This window comes from Dyadobacter sp. HNCC25DJ185, assembly GCF_056895195.1.
Genome location: NZ_JBXHAR010000001.1, coordinates 42,529 through 60,517, shown reverse-complemented (window position 1 = coordinate 60,517; position 17,989 = coordinate 42,529). Strand labels below are relative to the sequence as shown.

The window sequence follows — 17,989 nt, the reverse complement described above, 5'->3', positions numbered from 1 at the left end:
TTGTCGGTTATAGTTCAACCCTTACCCCAAACGTTGGAAACATACCCAAACCGACCCTGTACACGCCGCCGGTATTGGGAATGAATACCTCGGAATTCACATTAAACTGGTTGTTGATGTTAGCAAGGTCTACGAAAGCGGAGAACATTCCTCTTTTCAAAGGCACATTGTAATCGACGCGAACGTCCAGGCTGACATAATCTGGTAATCTTCTGCCATTAATCTCCGTGATTTCCTGCGCATAACGCAGCATATCAGGATTGTCGAGCACATTGGAGTGAATGGTATAGACATCGGCAGGGCGGCCGGTGCTGTACCGGAATTTACCTGAGAAGATCCATTTGTTATTAGGCTTGTAGCTGCCTAGCAGTGAAAAGTTGTGTGGTACACTGAAGGTGTAGTCGTATCGGCCTTGACCGTTATGATCGTCCCGTTCGCTTTCCATATATGAGTAGCTGGCGGTACCGTACCAGCTTTGTGAAAGTCTTTTGGTAAGGCTCAGGTCAGCGCCGTATGCGTAACCCGTACCATTATGATTGAGGTAGCTCTGCACCCGGTTGGGCTGGACAACCACGTCGTCGAACTGTTTATGCCAAGCTTCCACGACCAGTTTCAGATCGCCCGAAAATTGGTATTTGTAGCCCAAAATGTTTTGAAAAGTCCGCTCATTTTTCAGCTTGTTGGCAGCGCTTTGACCTGCCAAGTCGGAGAAAGCAGCATCCTGAAAGTAGATACCGGAAGCAAAATTGATGCTCTGTTTATCCCCCAACAGAATACTTCCGCTTATTCTCGGCGAAACGGCATGCTGCCCCGTGAAGCCCGTGTAATCGTAGCGAATGCTGGGGTTCAGGGTAAATCCATTCGCGATTTTCCATGATAACGCGACGTAGCCCGAACCGTTGAAGGCACTGTTATCAAAACTGGAATTGTATTGGGATGGGTTCAGGATCTGGTAATATTGGCCAGGGCTTGGTCTGAGGTCCGTATTACGGAAGGTATAAACGGTATCGATACGTTTTAAGCTTCTCTCGTAATCAAGGTTCACCACAGCGGCATCCAAACCCGCGGTTAATGTCAGTTTATCAAAGCGTTTGGTGTAGATGGAGCGGTAGCCTACTTCCGCCTGGTTGTTTTTGATCCGCCTCAGATCGTCTTCGTATCTGCCATGTTTCGGGTCCAGGACCATGCCCTCTTCATCCAGGGATGGCGTAAAATTGCCAAAGTTGTTATCCACCCTCGATGTACGGAAATACAGGACGTTCTTCATGTAACTTTTGCTGTCGATCAAAGTCCTCAGATTCAGTCCGACCAACGCTTTGCTCCCCCTGTGATTAAAGAGTATCGTGCCGCCACTGTTGTCATCATTGATATTGTAGTTGGGATCTACATCATCGATGCTCCGGCGTGGCCTTTCGGGGTTATACATGGCGATAAATGAAAGTTTATTTTTTGCATTCAGCTCTGTGGTCGTTTTGATCAAATAATCGCCGAAGCCAATGCTGACCGGATTTTGCAGATCCAACACCCTTTGCAGCAATGCAAAATTCTGATACCTGCCCGAGGCGAACAGACTTGTCTTTTTAGAGACCGGGCCATCGGCAATTAAAGTCGCCCCCAGCAAATCGAACTGTCCGGCAAAGGACCAGGTTGCCTTGTTACCCTCCTTGATGCCTAGTCCAAGATAGGACGAAGATTTTCGGCCGTATACCGCGTCAAAACCACCGTTCTGGAATTGTACATTGTCGATGATCCGGGGGGCAAAAATGCTGAACCGCCCGCCATTAGGGTCGTTAAAACCAGAGTTAAAACCCTCCGCCTCCAAATGCGATAAGTTGAACATCGGTATATCATCGACCATGTAAACATTATCCTGGGTGCCCTGACCCCTTGCGGCAATGGCAGAGAATTGGGCACCGCTGCTTACCACACCCGGCAGGCTTCCCAGAGCCCGCATAATATCGCCCTGGGCACCCGGATTTCTGAAAATTTCTTCCCTCGAATAAGAAAAAGTGGAGACTGGTGTCAAAAGATTGTTTTCTCCCTTGAATGCACGCACCGTCGCCTCGTTTAAGTTGGCCACCGCTTCCAGAATTTCTAATTCAGAATAATAGGTTTTACCCGATGTGATAACTACTTCACTGATATTCTTGGTTTGAAATCCTATATAAGAGATTGTTACCGCATAAGTACCGGCCGGGATATTGTTGATTGTAAATATCCCCGATGTATCGGTGGTCGCCCCAAACTGTGCATGATCGATCTGCACGGTGGCGCCGACAACAGGCTGTTTGGTAAACTGATCCAATATTTTCCCTTTTAAATTTCCTGTCAACTGTGCGAATGACACCAAGCTCGCCATACTGAAAAGTAGCGTCAGCCCATGGGTCCTCATCTTGTCTCTTTGTTTCATTTTATCCTGATTTCGTTTATGCAAAATTGCAGCAGGAACAAAAAGCGGAAGTAGCCAAAACGCCTTTTGATGTAGTCAAAAGGAATATGATCTGACTGAGCGGCCTATGGTCCCATTCATTACCAAGGCAAAATCAGCAGCAACCCAACTCTGGACATTGACGATGGAAAACAGAAACCAATAATGTTCCTTTTAACTACAACCTCGCGACTTTTGGATACATCCGTTCATGAACATTGGCTGAACTTTGCATCAACAACAGCGAGAAAAATATGGACTTAAAGCATAGCACCATCCTGATCACAGGAGGAACCAGCGGTATAGGCTTGGAACTTGTCAAGCAACTTACCCAGCAAGGATCAACCATCATCGTCACAGGTCGTAAACAAGAGGCCTTGAATGATACCAAAAGGCGTTTTCCCCAAATACACGCCCTTCAGAGCGATGTAAGCGATCCACGGGATATTGAGCGCCTGTATAAGGAGGTGACACAACAATTCCCCGATCTGAATATGATCGTTAACAACGCAGGTGAAATGCGCTTGCTTGACGTTCAGGACGCACGTAAAGACCTCGAAAACATCACACGTGAGATAGATATCAATCTTACGGGAACAATCCGGATGGTTCATCAGTTTTTGCCCCACCTGATCAGCAAGCCTTCTGCGGCGATTGTGAATGTTTCCTCTGCCATTGCTTTTATGCCTTACTCAACGGCTCCGGTTTACAGCGCTTCCAAAGCGGGGGTTCATGCTTACACCCAGGCCCTGCGCCTCCAATTAGCCAAAACCAGTGTCAAGGTATTCGAACTGGTCCCGCCGGGCGTGAATACCAATCTTCAGAATGATTGGGTGTTGCCACCGAATCCTAGCCAAATGATGGACGTGGATAAACTGGCAGGTGTAGCCATCAAAGGACTACTGAACGACACGCCCGAGATCAAGCCATTCCTGGTGAATGTGATAAAATTCCTGAGCCGCTTGGTGCCCAATCAATTGATAAAAATGGGGCACAGGGAATTTGAGAAATTCAAAAAACTGAATAATCAATGATAAAATGGGGTATAAGAAATCAAAATTTGTCCTTAATTAAACGATCATGAAAAACATGATTTCCGCAGTACTGCTGCTCATTTCGGTAGCGCTCAGCTTCAAACATGCCTGGGACACCCTACATTATAAAAACAATCCGGAGTCCGCTAAGATGATGGAAAGTTTAGGGATCAGCGAAACGTTCATTCCCTATCTGGCTTTTGTAGCCATAGCAATCGGCGTACTTTTGCTCATACCCGGCACCTTCTTCCTGGGCAATTTGCTCAATGCGGTCCTGATTGTTGTGATCATGGCATGGGCGCTGCGGGCGGGAAATTACCGCATCGCGTTGATGGAGATCCCATTTTTAATCATGCCCCTGGTGATGATATGGCTCAAGTATCCGTTTAAATTTAAATAACCCGCAGGATGGCAAACAGCAAACCCTACCGGATCAGCTCCATCACGGAAATACACCGTTTGATGAGGCTCCCTAAACCCCATCACCCGCTGATCAGCATTGTCGACCTGAAAGGCCTGAAAAACGATACGGGTATCGATTCGGTCGTGTTCGATTTATATGTAATATCCATGAAAAGAGGATGTGACGGCCTGCATTACGGGCAACAGAAATACGACTTTGATGAAGGGCTCATGGCCTTTTTATCTCCCGGCCAGATTTTGCGCGGCGAAGAGAACGGTGTACCTGAGCGGCTGGAAGGCTGGATGCTTTTCGTACACCCCGACTTTCTTTGGAACACATCGCTTGCTGCCAAGATCAAGCGGTACGAATACTTTAGCTATGCGACCAGTGAAGCGCTCTTCCTCTCAGACAAGGAAGAAATAGTGATCAACGACCTGATCAAAAATATCAAAGCCGAATATTATTCCAATATGGATAAATTCAGCCAGGACATTATTGTCTCGCACCTGGAGACCTTGCTGAAATACGCCGAACGCTTTTACCAGCGTCAGTTCATCACCCGAAAGATCACCAACCACCAGGTCCTAAACCAGGTCGAAGAGATCTTAACAACCTATTTAAACAACGAAGCACTACTTTCTGAAGGACTGCCAACCGTAACATACTTCGCCGATGCTTTGAACATATCCTCCAAGTATTTAAGTAGCCTGTTAAAACAACTCACCGGCCAAACGATGCAACAGATCATCCACGAGAAACTGATCGAGAAGGCAAAAGAAAAATTATCCACAACCAGCTTGTCGGTCAGCGAGATTGCATATGGCCTTGGTTTCGAGCATCCTCAGTCTTTCAATAAATTATTTAAAAGCAAAACCAAACAAAGCCCATTGGATTTCCGGCAGTCTTTCAACTGAAATGTGCACGCAACCTACGGGCAGGACTATACGAAGACAAAGTACGGATACTGAATATATCAAGTGCCTTGGAAACCTGTGTCCGCCTCACCGCATTTTTTACCATATGATAAATGGATGCCCTGCAACCTGTTCTATCTTTAAGTGATGGAAGCACTTATCAATTTTATACTGCAATTTGGTGACCTGAACAAACAGCAGATCGAATTTTTGCTGAGCAAGGTCGAAATGGTAGAATTCAAAAAAGACGATTACCTGTCGGAAGCCGGGAAGGTGCCCCGGTATGTGGCGTTCGTGTTGGAAGGTGTGTTTCGCTTTTGCTACTATAACAACAGGGGCGAAGAAATCACCAATTACTTTGTGGACGAAGGCAACTTTGTGGTCGATAATGAAAAGTTTGAATCACAGATCGTGGCCTCGGAATATGTACAGGCCGTTACCGACTGTAAAGTACTGGCTTTCAATAAAAAGAGCTGGAACGAGCTGTCCAACACCATTGTGGGCTGGGAAATGATGAAGGCCAACATGGTAAAAAAGTGCCTGACGCTGGCCATGGAACGGCGCAGTCCTTTGGTTTCAGAAGACGCCACTACGCGTTATCTGTCTTTCATTGAGGCGTTCCCCAACCTGGTCAACCGCATCCCGCTTTCGTACGTGGCCTCGTACCTGGGCATTACCCAGCAATCGCTCAGCCGGATACGCCGTAATATCCGCTAGCGGTGCTTTTTACCAAATGATAAATGCTTTTTTTAATCGGTTTTCAACCTTTGCTTATTCATTTAAAAGTAAAAAAGATGAGCAAAAAGATCGTATTGATAACCGGAACAAATAGTGGTTTTGGCTGGCTTACCGCCCAAAGCGTAGCTGCAGCGGGACACCAGGTATACGCCACGATGCGCGATACCAATGGCCGTAATGCCGATAAAGCCCAGGCCCTTGCGGCCATGGAAAACGTGACCGTTCTGGACGTTACCCTGACCGACCAGCAAAGCGTGGAGCAGGCCGTTGAAACCATTTTAGCCAAAGAAGGCGCTATTGATGTGCTGGTAAACAACGCCGGTTATGCCATGGGCGGAGTGGCCGAGAGCTTTACCACGGCCGATGTGCACACCACTTTTGATATCAACGTTTATGCGCCCTGGCGACTGATCAAGCAGGTGTTGCCCACCATGCGCAAACAGGCCGACGGACTGATCATTAACGTGACCAGCGGCTTCGGGCGGGTATCGTTCCCGTTCGCAACCATTTACTCGGCTTCCAAATTTGCGCTGGAAGGAATAAGCGAGGGCCTGCATTACGAGGTAAAGCGACTGGGCATTGACGTGGCCCTTTTGGAGCCCGGCGCTTTCCCCACCGAGATGCAGCAAAAGAACAACCCGGCATCGGATCAGGGCGTATTTGAGGGGTACGACGCCATTGCCGATATACCCAACAAAATGGTAGCCGCACTCGGCGGAGAGATGCAAGCTAAAAACCCTAATCCGCAGGACGTGGCAGACGCCATTGTAAAACTCATCGGCACGCCAAAAGGCACAAGGCCATTACGCACCGTGGTCGACCCGATCACCGGCCAATATATTGAAGCTGCCAACCAGGCCGTAGCCGAACAATTTGCCAAAGGGTTGACCGTGTTCGGGATGGGTGAGCTATTGTGATGAAACAGATTTAACGGGAACGGCAGTGGCTTAGGCTGCTGCCGTTTTTTCTTTGTAGCTGCTGGATTAATTCAACGTACTGCGGTATTCTGATGGCGTAAGGTTGGTTTTTAATTTAAAAAGCCTGCTGAATGACTGCGAGTGCTCAAAGCCGAGCAGAAAGGCAATTTCGCTAACGGACAATGCGGTAACTGATAGTTTTTCTTTTGCGGCTTCTATCAGCTTGTCATGAATGTGCTGTTGTGCGGACCGGCCGGTATGCTGCCGGATCAGGTCGCTGAAGTATTTTGGTGTAAGGTTGAATTGGGCTGCTATTGCAGCTACATTCGGCACGCCGTGTTCCGGAATGGTGCCAGCATGGATCAGCTCGTCGAGATACTTTTCAAATTTGGCCAGAAGACTATTGTACTGTGGCTTACGTGTCAGAAACTGCCGCGTGTAAAAGCGGTCGGAATAGGTCAGCAGTAGTTCGAGGCTGGAAATGATCACATCCTGGCTGTGCTTGTCAATAGGCCGCAATGCCTCCTTTTCAATTTGCACGAGAACAAGTTCAATGAATGCCTCTTCGTCCTCAGACAGGATCAAAGATTCTGTTGTCGAGTATTCAAAAAAACTGTACGACTTGACCTTGGTCTGCAACGCGGTTCCTTTGATATAGTCAGGATGGATCATGATCAAAAACCCATCGGGCGGGATCACTTCACCATCCTTGATAAAGGTTTGTTTGGGGGCAAAAAAAGAGAGTACGCCTTCGTCAAAATCAAACTCGGATTGACCATAGATGATCTTGTTGCAACAACCCTTCTTGAAAGTGATCTGGTAAAAATCTGCACTGAGCTTCGTGCCTTCTTCGAGCGAGATGGCCGGAAAATCTTTGAAGCGCAGCACGGTAAACAACGGATGCCTCGGTTTGGCAAAACCTAACTGCTTATGTAGTTCAGTCAATGAATCAATATGTAAATGCGGCCTGCTGTTATGCTTCATAAGCTTAACCGTTTTGGTTTATGCGTTTTTTGAAAGTCCTGGCGGAGCTTGCCGCGACCACAGAATTGGGGATCAGGGTAAGCAATTTGATCCCGAGTCGGTTAATACTTCCTGATACCGCAGACCTTTTTTTTGCATAATAAGCTTTAATAAATTCATCCGCAACCTGGTCTGGCGTTTGGGTAGGTGCTCCGGAGATCAATGCGTCACCTGTTTCATTTTTTAATGCTGCCGCTTCCATAAAGTTAGTGGAAGTAAGGCCAGGCGCAAAAAACATTACATGCACGCCATAAGGCTTGCATTCTTCGTATAAAGCCTGAGAAAAAGAGCGGACAAACGCCTTGCTTGCCCCGTAAAGCGCCATGTAGGGCACCGGCGCAAATGAGATCAGCGACCCCATGTTGACGATCGTCCCGGCTTTCCGTTGTAACATATCCTGCATGAACAAGTGCGTGAGGCTGACAAGCGCGCCATTGTTCAGTTGCAGCATATCCCCAAGGTTTTTTAGGTCAACACCGGCAAATTCACCACCCGACCCGATCCCTGCATTATTGATCAGACTGCTTACTTCGAGTCCGCGGCGCTTGCATTCCCGGTAAATGGCTTCGGGTGCCTGCGGGTCGAAGAGATCAGCTGCAATGAAGCCCACATGCACATCGTACTTTTGGGATAATTCCTGGCTCAAACGCCTCAATTTAGTTTCATTTCGGGCGACCAATGTCAGGTTTTCCTTCTTTTCGGCCAGGCGTTTGGCAATTGCTTCGCCGATGCCCCCTGATGCCCCGGTAATCAAAGTAGTTTTCATGTCCTAAATTTTTTAAACAAAGGTCTTGAAGGGGACCCTAAATTTTGTAACTATAATGCCGGAACTTGTAACCAAATGACTGTTACGGGATCGGCTCCCAGGCAGGCCAAATTTGGACCGCCGGATAAAGTAACTTTGGACTGTACACGAAACCTTACCTTCCGGATAGCTCCGAAATTTGCAGTGCCGACAAAACGGACTGAAAATGGAAAAACAGCAAGAAATTACATTGGTTACCGGCGGGACCGGCTTTGTGGGGATGCGCATTGTCCTGCAACTGCTGGAAAACGGTTACACAGTCCGGACCACGGTACGAGATTTAAAAAGCGCGGAAAAAGTAAAAAAGACTTTGTCCGCAAATGGAATCGGGTCTTTTGAGCAGCTCTCATTCGTACAGGCAGAGTTGACCAGCGACACCAACTGGAAAGAGGCCATGGAAGGTTGCAAATATGTATTGAGTGTGGCCGCACCGGTTTTTTTTGATAAGCCCAAAGATGAACAGGAGGCATTCCGCCCTGCCAGGGAAGGGATTTTAAGGATATTGAGGTTTGCAAAGGCTGCTGGCGTACAGCGTGTGGTGATGACCTCCAATTTTGGGGCAGTGGGCTTTACCCAGACCGACAAGACCAGGAAAACGACAGAAGATGACTGGACGGACACCTCTGATACGGCGGTCTCCGTCTATGAACGGTCCAAGACGCTGGCAGAGCAGGCTGCCTGGGATTTTATCCGAACAGAAGGACAAGGCCTTGAATTTACGACAATCAATCCGGTCGCTATTCTAGGCCCTTCGCTCGATGCCCATGTATCGGGCAGTTTCCATTTACTCGAAAACCTGCTCAATGGCACGATGAAGGCGATCCCAAATATCCCGCTGAACGTCGTGGATGTCAGGGATGTAGCCGACCTGCATATCCGGGCAATGGAGACCCCGGCCGCTGCGGGGCACCGTTTCATTGCCTCGGCGGACGGCCAGATTTCCCTGCCGGAAATTGCAGCCTTGCTCAAAAAACAGAGGCCGGAAATTGCGGGAAAGGTTGCGGAAAGAACATTGCCCGGTTGGGTGCTGAAAGTAGCTTCAATTTTCAATCACCAGGCAAAAGAAGGGTTGCTGCTAGCCAGAATGAACAGAGATGTGAGCACGAAAAAGGCAAAGGAAATACTCGGTTGGTCGCCGGTGGGTACCCAGCAGGAAACGATCCTGGCAGCAGTAGATTCACTGGTCAGATACGATTTAATTAAAAAATAAGCTGAATATGACTTTAAAAATAATGAGCGGGCTGCTCATGCTGGTAACCGTTTATTTCGGCATCACCCACGGCGCGCGCGTCTTCCAGAAACCAACTCCCGAATACCAGCAGATGATGGCATCGCTGGGGATTACTGAGACCTTGCGGCTTCTGATTGGCATTGTATCCATTGGCTCGGCCTTGTTCATCCTGTTGCCCCAGACATTTTTTGCCGGCAATGCGATCAGGGCAATGCTGCTGGTCTTAATGATGGCTCTGGCACTCAAGGCCGGCAACTACCGCTTTGCGCTCATCGAAGTCCCTTTTGTCATGATGCCGCTGGCCCTGATCTACCTGGGACATCCGCTGAGAACCATCACCCCATAAATCAGAATCAGCGTCGTGAGAGCCATAGCCGAAAACGTGACTGCGAACATTTTACGGGAACAGTTTATTCCCGATCATGTATTTATATACATCGCCAAAGGCGCTATCCGGGTCTTCGATGGCAGCAGGAATTATATGTTCAAAGCCGGTGATGCCTTTGTCGCCCGAAAAAACAGGCTGGCCAGGTACGAGCTTTTGCCCGCTGACGAAGGCTTTGAGCCTGTGCTATTCTGTTTTGACGAGCCATTCCTCAAAGAGTTCCAGCAGAAACATGCACCGGCAAAGTCAGATCGTCAGATAAGGGATGCTTTCGTCGAGATCAAGAACAACAGGCTTATCATCAGTTTTATCGAGTCCATCAAACCTTACTATCGGGGTGTGATGGCCCTGGACGAGGATTTCGAGGATGTGAAATATGAAGAGCTACTCATTATCCTGCTGAAAACGCATCCGGAAATCTCCTCGTTCCTGTTCGATTTTGCACCTCCGGAAAAAATTAACCTGGAAGCCTTCATGAACAAGAACTTCGCTTTCAATGTAGGTGTCGAGCGTTTTGCCACCTTGACTGGCAGAAGTATCTCGGCATTCAAGCGGGACTTTAAAGAAATATACCACCAACCGCCCAGCCAATGGCTGGTGGAGAGAAGGCTTCGGGAAGCCCACCTGCTCATTAGTAAAAAGGGACAAAAACCCGCTGACATTTATCTTGACCTGGGCTTCAAAAGCCTGTCCCATTTTTCGGTAGCCTTTAAAAAGCAGTTTGATTGCACGCCCACGATGCTGGCCAAAGGAAAATAATTACCGTCGGCAATTGTGAAAACTTCGTCGGCAAGAACTTATTGAAACGATGGATTCTTTTAAGAAGACAAACAACCGGCAGGCCTTGTCTAAGACCAGGGAAGTTGGTCAAGAATCAAAGTTTGAATCACCCGAAACAAATCTCATGATGAGCGCAGACATACAACTGAACATTGCGGCGTTCCTGGTCGTAACGGATGCTTCTAAAGCCGTAGCTTTCTACGAGACGGCATTTAAAGCAGTTATTAGGGAAAAATACACCAATAATGGCAAAACAAATGCCAGAATTGGAATAGGTAATGCTGACTTTTGGGTTGGTGATGAAGAACCAGAATTCAACAATCTCAGCCCTTTAACAATAGGAGGATCCCCCGTTCGCATGATTTTGACTACTCCGGATCCAGACACAATATTTGCCAAAGCATTGAATGCCGGGGCTACCGAAATTTGTCCGGTCACCTTAGAAGAAGATTGGAGGATTGGGAAGCTCAAAGATCCGTTTGGTCACATCTGGGAAATTGGATGTCCCCTTCCTTAATAAATGCAGCATATCAGAGAAGCCGTCTTACCTGGATTTCTATAACCAAGCCTATTCCTGGAAGCCGGATGTTGACTACAAAAAGCATCCGGAGTTGTAGCGGGTTGAGAAAGCCGATGCTGCCGCTGTACGCTATGCCAGGTGGCGTCAAGCGGAGAGCAGTGCGCTTTGCGCTCGGATGAAAACCGATTGGAAAAACAAGATAGGCTGAATTTGACCAGCGCCACAATAATTGTAATTTCACAGGGTAGATTCAGAGCCAATGTATTCAGAAATATTACGGGCAACCGGCACTTACACAGATGCAGAGGTAAAGCTTTTTGAAGAAGCTGTCACGGCGCGGCATATTAACCGAAACGAAGTCATTCTCCACAAGGGCCAGGTATCTAAATCAATTTACTATTTGTTGAGTGGATCCGTTTATCAATATGAACAGGTGTCTGAACTGGATCGAAAAATCATTGATTTGCGCGTTCAAAATGAATGGTTTTTTGATTATCAAAGCCTGATTTCCCAACACCCTTCTGAAACTTACATCCAGGCTTTCACCCACTGCCATGTGCTCGAACTCAGTCTGGATATCGTGCATTACCTGACGGGAAGGTCGATTGCTTTTTTGCAGCTGAACAAAGTTTTGGAAGGCGCATCGGAAAGACTGAGGTTTTTTGATCAATCGATGACTCCTGCCGAAAAATATGCATTCATTCTTAGGAACCGCCCGGGGCTGATACAGGCATTTCCTTTGAAAATGATCTCGTCTTATCTCAAGCTCACCCCTGAAACACTGAGCAGGGTCAGGAAATCCATTATGAAGGCTGCTATTTCTTGATTTGGATCAATAGGTCAATTCAAGTTCAGGACATATTTTTGAAGACAGAACACTTTACAAATATGAAATTCAGCAAACTCGTCCCCAACGTATTTTACGCAGATATCCACGCAGCCCTTACATTTTGGCTGGACTGTCTGGAATTCACCATTACGTATAATGAATTGAAAACACACAGGCCATTTTGCGTGATTGAAAAAGATGGTTTACGCATCAATTTATTTCAGGATAAAAAGTATGCGGAGGAACACCATCCCGAGTTTCGGCTGGTAACGGATGACATACAATTGGTCTATAACAAGATCGCTGCCAGTCACTTTGAATTCCTGCACCCTAACCTTAACAAGGTCACTTTACGTCCGTGGGGAGCCCAAGAATTCGCTGTTACAGACACACAGCTCGGTGTGGTGATTCAACAATGGTGAGGCAGCATCAGTCAACGAATGTTCATAGTGAGCTCGTTCATTAAAATGGGAGGTTTGAGGTTGTTACAATAGGATTGGGCAGCCGCAAATGTGGCAAAACAACCCACAGAACCCTGCCTTTAGATCATCAACTGTCCCGATACGCCCGTACGTTTGTCCGTTATCCCCTGCAATTGTCCGTGGAGCAAACATTAGCTTTGTGAATCACAAATGCTAAAATCCATGACTACGAAAAGCATCGACAACATCATCTCAAAACTCGAACTCGCGCAAATTTGCTGGGTGGTGAAAGATATTCATGCGGCTGCGGATTTTTTCTCAAAAAGTCTCGGTATTCCGAAATTCCCTGAGCCAGAACTTGTCCGCGCGCAGGACTTGCAAATGAGCTATCACGGAGAGGTGGTGCCCGCTGAATGGCTTACCACCCAGACCCATAATGGCAAAACCTTCCTGGAACTGGTCCAGCCACTTTCGGGCCAGAGCATGTTCCATGATTACCTCGCCAAATATCCGTCTGGCGGAGCGCAGCATTTTGCATACCGGCTGTCCGTCGACCATTTCGAAGAGATCGTCGGTGCGCTTCGCGAAGCAGGGTATGCGGTCATCAGTGAAGTGGATCATCCAATCGCGCGAATGGCGTTTTTTGATACTTACGAAACAATCGGGGCAGCTACGGAAATCATGGGGATCACGCCGGAAGGATGGGATGCGGTTAAACAGATGGAAAAAGCACGCGACACAAACTAACCAGTCAATCATCCAGCTTTATGACACAAAGTACAGAAGTAACCCGGTTTCTGGATAATCTTGCTCATCCGCTCAGGAAGGAAATTGAGGCCCTGCGCTCGATCCTATTATCAGCGGATAGCAGGCTGAACGAGAACATTAAATGGAATGGCCCGAACTATTCTATTGGGGCCGAAGACAGGATCACGATGAAGATTCTGCCTCCAACCAAAATCCAGCTGATCTTTCATCGGGGAGCAAAAGTCAAAGAACAGCCTAACGCCAGGTTAATTGAAGATGAAAATCGCCTTTTGCTTTGGAAGGAAAATGATAGGGCGATCGCAAGCTTTACCAGCCTTGAAGCTATCGAAACGAGCAAAAACTCCTTAACTCAGATTATTCAGGACTGGATTTTAAAAAGTGTTTCTTAGCATCGTGCTGATACTGCTCACCGCTCAGCCTGACTTTGCGAAACACTGATTTTGCAAAGTCAGGCTGATGGTCACATTAATGATAGCTTGCATTTACTTTTTTTGCAAAACACAAACCGCCTTGGCTTGTTCACAACACAATCGCCCGGTATCATACAGACAAAGCCCTAAGCGGGCCGCCCGTAATTTATCCGGGCACTTCCCGGCAGATTTATATAAATTGCTTTTTTTAACCAAACACCCTTTCCACATGGCACATACTACCTCCAATACAAAGATCCACGAAGGCCGTAACTTAAAGAGATTCAGGGAGATGCTTCAAATCAAGCAAGATTATTTGGCGTTTGAGCTCGGCGAAGACTGGAACCAGCAAAAAATTTCTTTACTCGAACAAAAAGAAAAGATTGATTCAGATATTTTGGAGCAAGTTGCGGCGATTTTGAAAATCCCGGCTGAGGCGATTCGGAATTTTGATGAGGATCAGGCAATCAATATCATTACTACCACTTTCAATGATCAGGCTGTCGGCAGTTCCGTGAACTACGGGACTATTCAGAAAGATCCAATTGACAAGTTAATGCAGCTCCATGAAGAGAAGATTGCATTGTATGAGCGTATGTTGAGGGAGAAGGATGAGATGATGGGGCGGTTGGAGCGGTTGATTGGGGGGAGATGAAATACTATTATGGCATAAACATTCCCGGAAACATGTCTTTTGCTCTGGTGAATAATGGTGTCTACAAAAAGAATTCAAGTTGTATCCTAAATCTTAAATAAAGAAGAAAACCCTGACTGTTTAGTGGAAATGCTATTAAACTTGGGTCGATAATATTTATAAAAATAAGAATGGCATTTAAGTCATTTACACTATAATTCATAAGATTTCATAGCGCAAAAAAAACTTATGAGAAAACTTAGAAGGATTGTTATTCGTCCAATGACTGATTTTAATACACTAGAACTCAAAGTTGCAAATAAACAAGGCTGGGATCTAACAAATAGGCCACCAGAGGATGTAAAGAAAATTCTGGATCTAGCTATATCAATAGCTGCAAAAACGCCGGGGGTAATTATGGCTTCATCGAGGGGGGGCGAGCAGTTTGTTAACACTAGTTTTCGAGCGGCAGAGGATAAAAACAAATATGTCTCCTTTCCTGAACCAAATCCAATCTGCATTTATTATAAGTCAGCAAATAACCATTTGGAAAAGTCCTTGGTTTTTCGAAAGAATCTTTTGAGTAAGGACCAACTATACTCATACGACTATCAATATGAAATGTTTGTTAATTATTTTCAAGAAGCATCAGAGGGAATAACATTGCTCAGCAAAACCATTGAAGGTTTTATAAATCAATTAATACCCGAAAAAACTAACATTGAAATTCAAGGCAGAAAAGGTAAAGATAATCTTGAATGGCTGCCAATTGGAAGTAAACTAAGAGAATTAATGGTAGCGCTGGGTCACAGCGATTTTTACAAATCTCATACCAAAGAATATTCCGATATTACAAATATGATATCGTTGCGCGACGACTTGGTACACTTAAAGACCGCTGCGCACGAGAATAAGACGGTATATCAAAGCCTATATAAAAGAGTTGTAGACTTTAATCACTATTCCTGCTCAAACAGCATATTTGTTTTCGTCAATACAATGGTTCCTGGATATTTCGTAGAAGAGCCTGAGGCGCCTGAAATCTCTGAAAAGTAACCTGACTTGAAAATAGGCAAGAACAATTAGAAAGTTGAGCTATGATCTGAATAAAGAAAGTCAAAATCAGGTTTATGAAATGATTTGTGCATCAGGAAGGAAAGTCCCGCCAATCACAGTAGTCCCAAGATCACAGGATGACAGATTGTACTTTCTCTGTTCCAAAAGGATGAAACTTATTCCTGGCATTCACAATTCGCAAGCTTTGATGTAGATCGCGCTTTTAAAGTTCTAGGTAAACAGCTATCGGATCAATAATGAATTCATTTTCAAGCTTTCCGGTAAATGAGCTATGTATGCCAGTGATAGCTGATACTAAACTGTGCAAAGCGCGTTTTATAGCCTCTTGTGGCAAATCGCTTTGCGGCAGGTCCTCTTCAGAAAATAGCGGTAACGGTGAAAGATGCCGTTTAGACTGTGTAAGAATCCCAAAAATGGTGAAATCTTTCTCAGTGTCCCGAGCATACTTATGTAATATAGCTCTTTCTGTATCCCGCAACATTTTCCTATTTAACGCGCCTGAAAAAAACTGAATACCAGTTAAGGTTTCAATTGGCAACCGTATTTCAAAGGAGTCTCGATATCCAAAGTTAAGTAGCCAGGCAAGATTAGTTAGATAATCTGGATTCATCATTAAGCCCCTTTCAATTGCTGCTTGTTGGATACTTGGTTGCTTAGCGAAAGCTGCTTGGGCCTTCGCTTTCGCATTTTTGTCTGAAATTTGATTAATCCGTGATTTCGTTTTGGCTAAATTATCGCGCGTATCGGAATGAGTAGTAACATATTGGAGTGCATACCCTATATCGTTAAAGTTTCTAATAGTTTCTTCAACCATCACTGCGTCATGAAATGTCAAACGCCCCTTGACTTTTACGAAACTCATAGTCTCAATCTCGTCATCATCGTCAAACGTGTCGGCGTCAATGACGTGGACTTTCCGATGCTCAATCAATTTATCTTCGAAAAGATTATATGCGTAGTCGTGCAAAAATTTCTTCTCTGAGTTCTCAGTTACTTGATCAAAAATTTTACTCAGAAGTTTACCTTCTAGTATGCCACCTTTCTGCTCGTCCGAACTGGATAGTGAAGATCCACTACTAGTCAATATATATTCTGTTAATCCGCTAAAAAGCTGAGATGATATCGAATACATTTTGTCAGTATCAAGATACACAAAAGATTTAATTGTGTTTGCCAAAATTTCGCTGTTGTTGTTCTCTGTCATTTATAAATTTTTTATAATCAATCTTGCGTTTTCTATCCAATGTATATATGCTAATCACCAAAGATAGTATAATCATGACAGTTGTAATGATATTTAATATTCCAATTAATCTGTCATATTGACTTTCCGTTATACTGTCAAGCATTTCCATTATCAAAATTTTTATTGTAAAATACTGCTATACTTAATACAAACGCACAGAAGGCCAATCCGCATGAAAATAACCGTAAATTACCCTTGTCAAATGAAGCTTGAATTGTAACTTCCATAAGATAACTTATACCGAGCAGAATTGATAGTAAAATCAAAATGATAACCAAAAAAACTTTAATAATCATTATAATGTGTTTCTCGATAAGTTGCTGCTCGTCAATCTCAGACATTGTGGAAATGATTAGTACCAAGCCAAAAGTCGCTACATCAACCTCGTTAAAAAAATACATTTCTGGTGTATTACTCACAACAAAGGACAGGCACAATCTTATAATGAAAGGAATTAATCCTATCAAAACTGTATAAAGCCACCACTTTGTTCGTTTCATATTTTATTATTTGAGACGTAATTTTTTCTTCTCACTTGCCTCAAAGATTACTTTATTTATTAAACACAGGTCAAACCATATTCTACCTATTCTTAACTTCTAGTATCAAGGTCGTAATCCTACTTTCTTGTTTCTGCAAAATAATATACTCTTCTCATTTTCCATCGCATCTCGCTAGGAACTCCCGATCGTGCATGAAGAGAGGAGTTCTTATTGGCGTAGCGAAAGCTATTGCGTGAAAATGATCAATCAGAAAGCGCTTGTTGCCCTCCCACGAGACTTACATTGTATGCGTTGCTTGGCTACTTTCTGTATTTTGGCAATCCTTTACGTCAAAGACCTACTTTCTAACAAACTGACAGTCATAGACTTATATTAGCCAGTGCAAGGTATAAGTAGTCCTTGCACTGGAAACAATTTAGTTTTGAGTATGTTCTCAGTTAATCGACAAAGCAATATTACATAAGGAATTCATCCGAAAACGAGCAAAACCCTTCCGCCGTCACAATCAAATGATCCAATAACCGAATGTTCAGCAACTCACCAGCCTTTCTCACATTATCAGTAATATACTTATCAGCATCACTAGGCACGAGCTGCCCGGAAGGGTGATTGTGTGCCAGGATAATCCCTGTCGCATTGGCTTTCAAAGCAGCTGCAAAAACGATCCTAACATCAGCACTTGCTCCTGAAATCCCGCCTTTGGAAACTTCAAAAATACCTAGCACGCGGCTGGCATTGTTCAATAGCAGTATCTTGAACTCTTCAGTAAATTCGAGTGCGACGGGGCTTCCCGCTGTCAGGGTTCCAGCTTTGCATTAACACCTTGTATGCATCTCTGGACGATGCTATTTTAGGACGCTGGCTTGCTTGTACTTTCGTTTTGTAGATCAGCTCAATTTCTGCTAACTGATACAAGTTTGAG

The 17,989-nt window shown here is 45.2% G+C and carries 21 protein-coding genes; 15 read left to right on the top strand and 6 right to left on the bottom strand.

Translation table 11 applies throughout. The annotated features are described in order from the left end of the window. Positions 1-7 precede the first annotated feature (7 nt). A complete protein-coding gene (locus AC1XUF_RS00275) occupies positions 8-2,410 on the bottom strand; it encodes a TonB-dependent receptor (RefSeq protein WP_483339544.1) in 2,403 nt (800 codons plus the stop codon). 272 nt (positions 2,411-2,682) lie between these two features. On the opposite strand from AC1XUF_RS00275, the gene AC1XUF_RS00270 reads away from it, so the two are divergent. From AC1XUF_RS00270 to AC1XUF_RS00250, 5 genes are all read left to right on the top strand, one after another. Next, positions 2,683-3,462, top strand: a complete 780-nt coding sequence (locus AC1XUF_RS00270) for an SDR family oxidoreductase (RefSeq protein WP_483339543.1) — start codon at positions 2,683-2,685, stop codon at positions 3,460-3,462. Positions 3,463-3,508: 46 nt separating this feature from the next. Next, on the top strand, positions 3,509-3,862 hold the full coding sequence (locus AC1XUF_RS00265; protein WP_483339541.1) for a hypothetical protein: 354 nt from the start codon (positions 3,509-3,511) through the stop codon (positions 3,860-3,862). An 8-nt stretch (positions 3,863-3,870) separates the two neighbouring features. Then, entirely contained in the window at positions 3,871-4,779 is a 909-nt protein-coding gene (locus AC1XUF_RS00260; RefSeq protein ID WP_483339540.1) for a helix-turn-helix domain-containing protein, read from the top strand. Positions 4,780-4,926: 147 nt separating this feature from the next. Then, entirely contained in the window at positions 4,927-5,496 is a 570-nt protein-coding gene (locus AC1XUF_RS00255) for a Crp/Fnr family transcriptional regulator (protein WP_483339539.1), read from the top strand. Between the two features lie 77 nt (positions 5,497-5,573). Continuing rightward, complete coding sequence (locus tag AC1XUF_RS00250; RefSeq protein WP_483339538.1) at positions 5,574-6,434, top strand: SDR family oxidoreductase; 861 nt, start codon at positions 5,574-5,576, stop codon at positions 6,432-6,434. 66 nt (positions 6,435-6,500) lie between these two features. Here AC1XUF_RS00250 and AC1XUF_RS00245 read toward each other — a convergent pair whose 3' ends face one another. Both AC1XUF_RS00245 and AC1XUF_RS00240 read right to left on the bottom strand, forming a co-directional pair. Continuing rightward, positions 6,501-7,418, bottom strand: coding sequence for a helix-turn-helix domain-containing protein (locus tag AC1XUF_RS00245; RefSeq protein ID WP_483339537.1), 918 nt, complete (start codon positions 7,416-7,418; stop codon positions 6,501-6,503). A gap of 4 nt (positions 7,419-7,422) precedes the next feature. Next, positions 7,423-8,223, bottom strand: coding sequence for an SDR family NAD(P)-dependent oxidoreductase (locus AC1XUF_RS00240; protein ID WP_483339536.1), 801 nt, complete (start codon positions 8,221-8,223; stop codon positions 7,423-7,425). 205 nt (positions 8,224-8,428) lie between these two features. On the opposite strand from AC1XUF_RS00240, the gene AC1XUF_RS00235 reads away from it, so the two are divergent. From AC1XUF_RS00235 to AC1XUF_RS00190, 10 genes are all read left to right on the top strand, one after another. Beyond that, positions 8,429-9,472, top strand: coding sequence for an SDR family oxidoreductase (locus tag AC1XUF_RS00235; protein WP_483339535.1), 1,044 nt, complete (start codon positions 8,429-8,431; stop codon positions 9,470-9,472). Between the two features lie 7 nt (positions 9,473-9,479). Further along, positions 9,480-9,839 (top strand): hypothetical protein, encoded by a 360-nt coding sequence (locus AC1XUF_RS00230; RefSeq protein ID WP_483339534.1) that lies wholly within the window; start codon positions 9,480-9,482, stop codon positions 9,837-9,839. Between the two features lie 15 nt (positions 9,840-9,854). Then, positions 9,855-10,637, top strand: a complete 783-nt coding sequence (locus AC1XUF_RS00225; RefSeq protein WP_483339533.1) for a helix-turn-helix domain-containing protein — start codon at positions 9,855-9,857, stop codon at positions 10,635-10,637. A 49-nt stretch (positions 10,638-10,686) separates the two neighbouring features. Then, a complete protein-coding gene (locus AC1XUF_RS00220; protein WP_483339532.1) occupies positions 10,687-11,175 on the top strand; it encodes a VOC family protein in 489 nt (162 codons plus the stop codon). Positions 11,176-11,437: 262 nt separating this feature from the next. Then, positions 11,438-12,004 (top strand): Crp/Fnr family transcriptional regulator, encoded by a 567-nt coding sequence (locus AC1XUF_RS00215; protein ID WP_483339531.1) that lies wholly within the window; start codon positions 11,438-11,440, stop codon positions 12,002-12,004. 62 nt (positions 12,005-12,066) lie between these two features. Beyond that, a complete protein-coding gene (locus tag AC1XUF_RS00210; RefSeq protein WP_483339529.1) occupies positions 12,067-12,429 on the top strand; it encodes a VOC family protein in 363 nt (120 codons plus the stop codon). A 222-nt stretch (positions 12,430-12,651) separates the two neighbouring features. Continuing rightward, positions 12,652-13,176: a VOC family protein gene (locus AC1XUF_RS00205; RefSeq protein WP_483339528.1), complete on the top strand. Its 525-nt coding sequence runs from the start codon at positions 12,652-12,654 to the stop codon at positions 13,174-13,176. 20 nt (positions 13,177-13,196) lie between these two features. Next, positions 13,197-13,586 carry a DUF1801 domain-containing protein gene (locus tag AC1XUF_RS00200; RefSeq protein WP_483339527.1) on the top strand — a complete coding sequence of 130 codons (390 nt, stop codon included), beginning with the start codon at positions 13,197-13,199 and terminating at the stop codon, positions 13,584-13,586. A gap of 250 nt (positions 13,587-13,836) precedes the next feature. After that, entirely contained in the window at positions 13,837-14,262 is a 426-nt protein-coding gene (locus AC1XUF_RS00195; protein WP_483339525.1) for a helix-turn-helix domain-containing protein, read from the top strand. Between the two features lie 228 nt (positions 14,263-14,490). Continuing rightward, on the top strand, positions 14,491-15,297 hold the full coding sequence (locus tag AC1XUF_RS00190) for a hypothetical protein (protein ID WP_483339524.1): 807 nt from the start codon (positions 14,491-14,493) through the stop codon (positions 15,295-15,297). Between the two features lie 223 nt (positions 15,298-15,520). Here the strand turns inward: AC1XUF_RS00190 and AC1XUF_RS00185 are convergent, their stop codons facing one another. From AC1XUF_RS00185 to AC1XUF_RS00175, 3 genes are all read right to left on the bottom strand, one after another. Beyond that, positions 15,521-16,522, bottom strand: coding sequence for a DUF6414 family protein (locus AC1XUF_RS00185; RefSeq protein ID WP_483339523.1), 1,002 nt, complete (start codon positions 16,520-16,522; stop codon positions 15,521-15,523). Positions 16,523-16,659: 137 nt separating this feature from the next. After that, positions 16,660-17,064 (bottom strand): hypothetical protein, encoded by a 405-nt coding sequence (locus AC1XUF_RS00180; protein WP_483339522.1) that lies wholly within the window; start codon positions 17,062-17,064, stop codon positions 16,660-16,662. Between the two features lie 458 nt (positions 17,065-17,522). Further along, on the bottom strand, positions 17,523-17,810 hold the full coding sequence (locus AC1XUF_RS00175) for a JAB domain-containing protein (protein WP_483339521.1): 288 nt from the start codon (positions 17,808-17,810) through the stop codon (positions 17,523-17,525). Positions 17,811-17,989 lie beyond the last annotated feature (179 nt).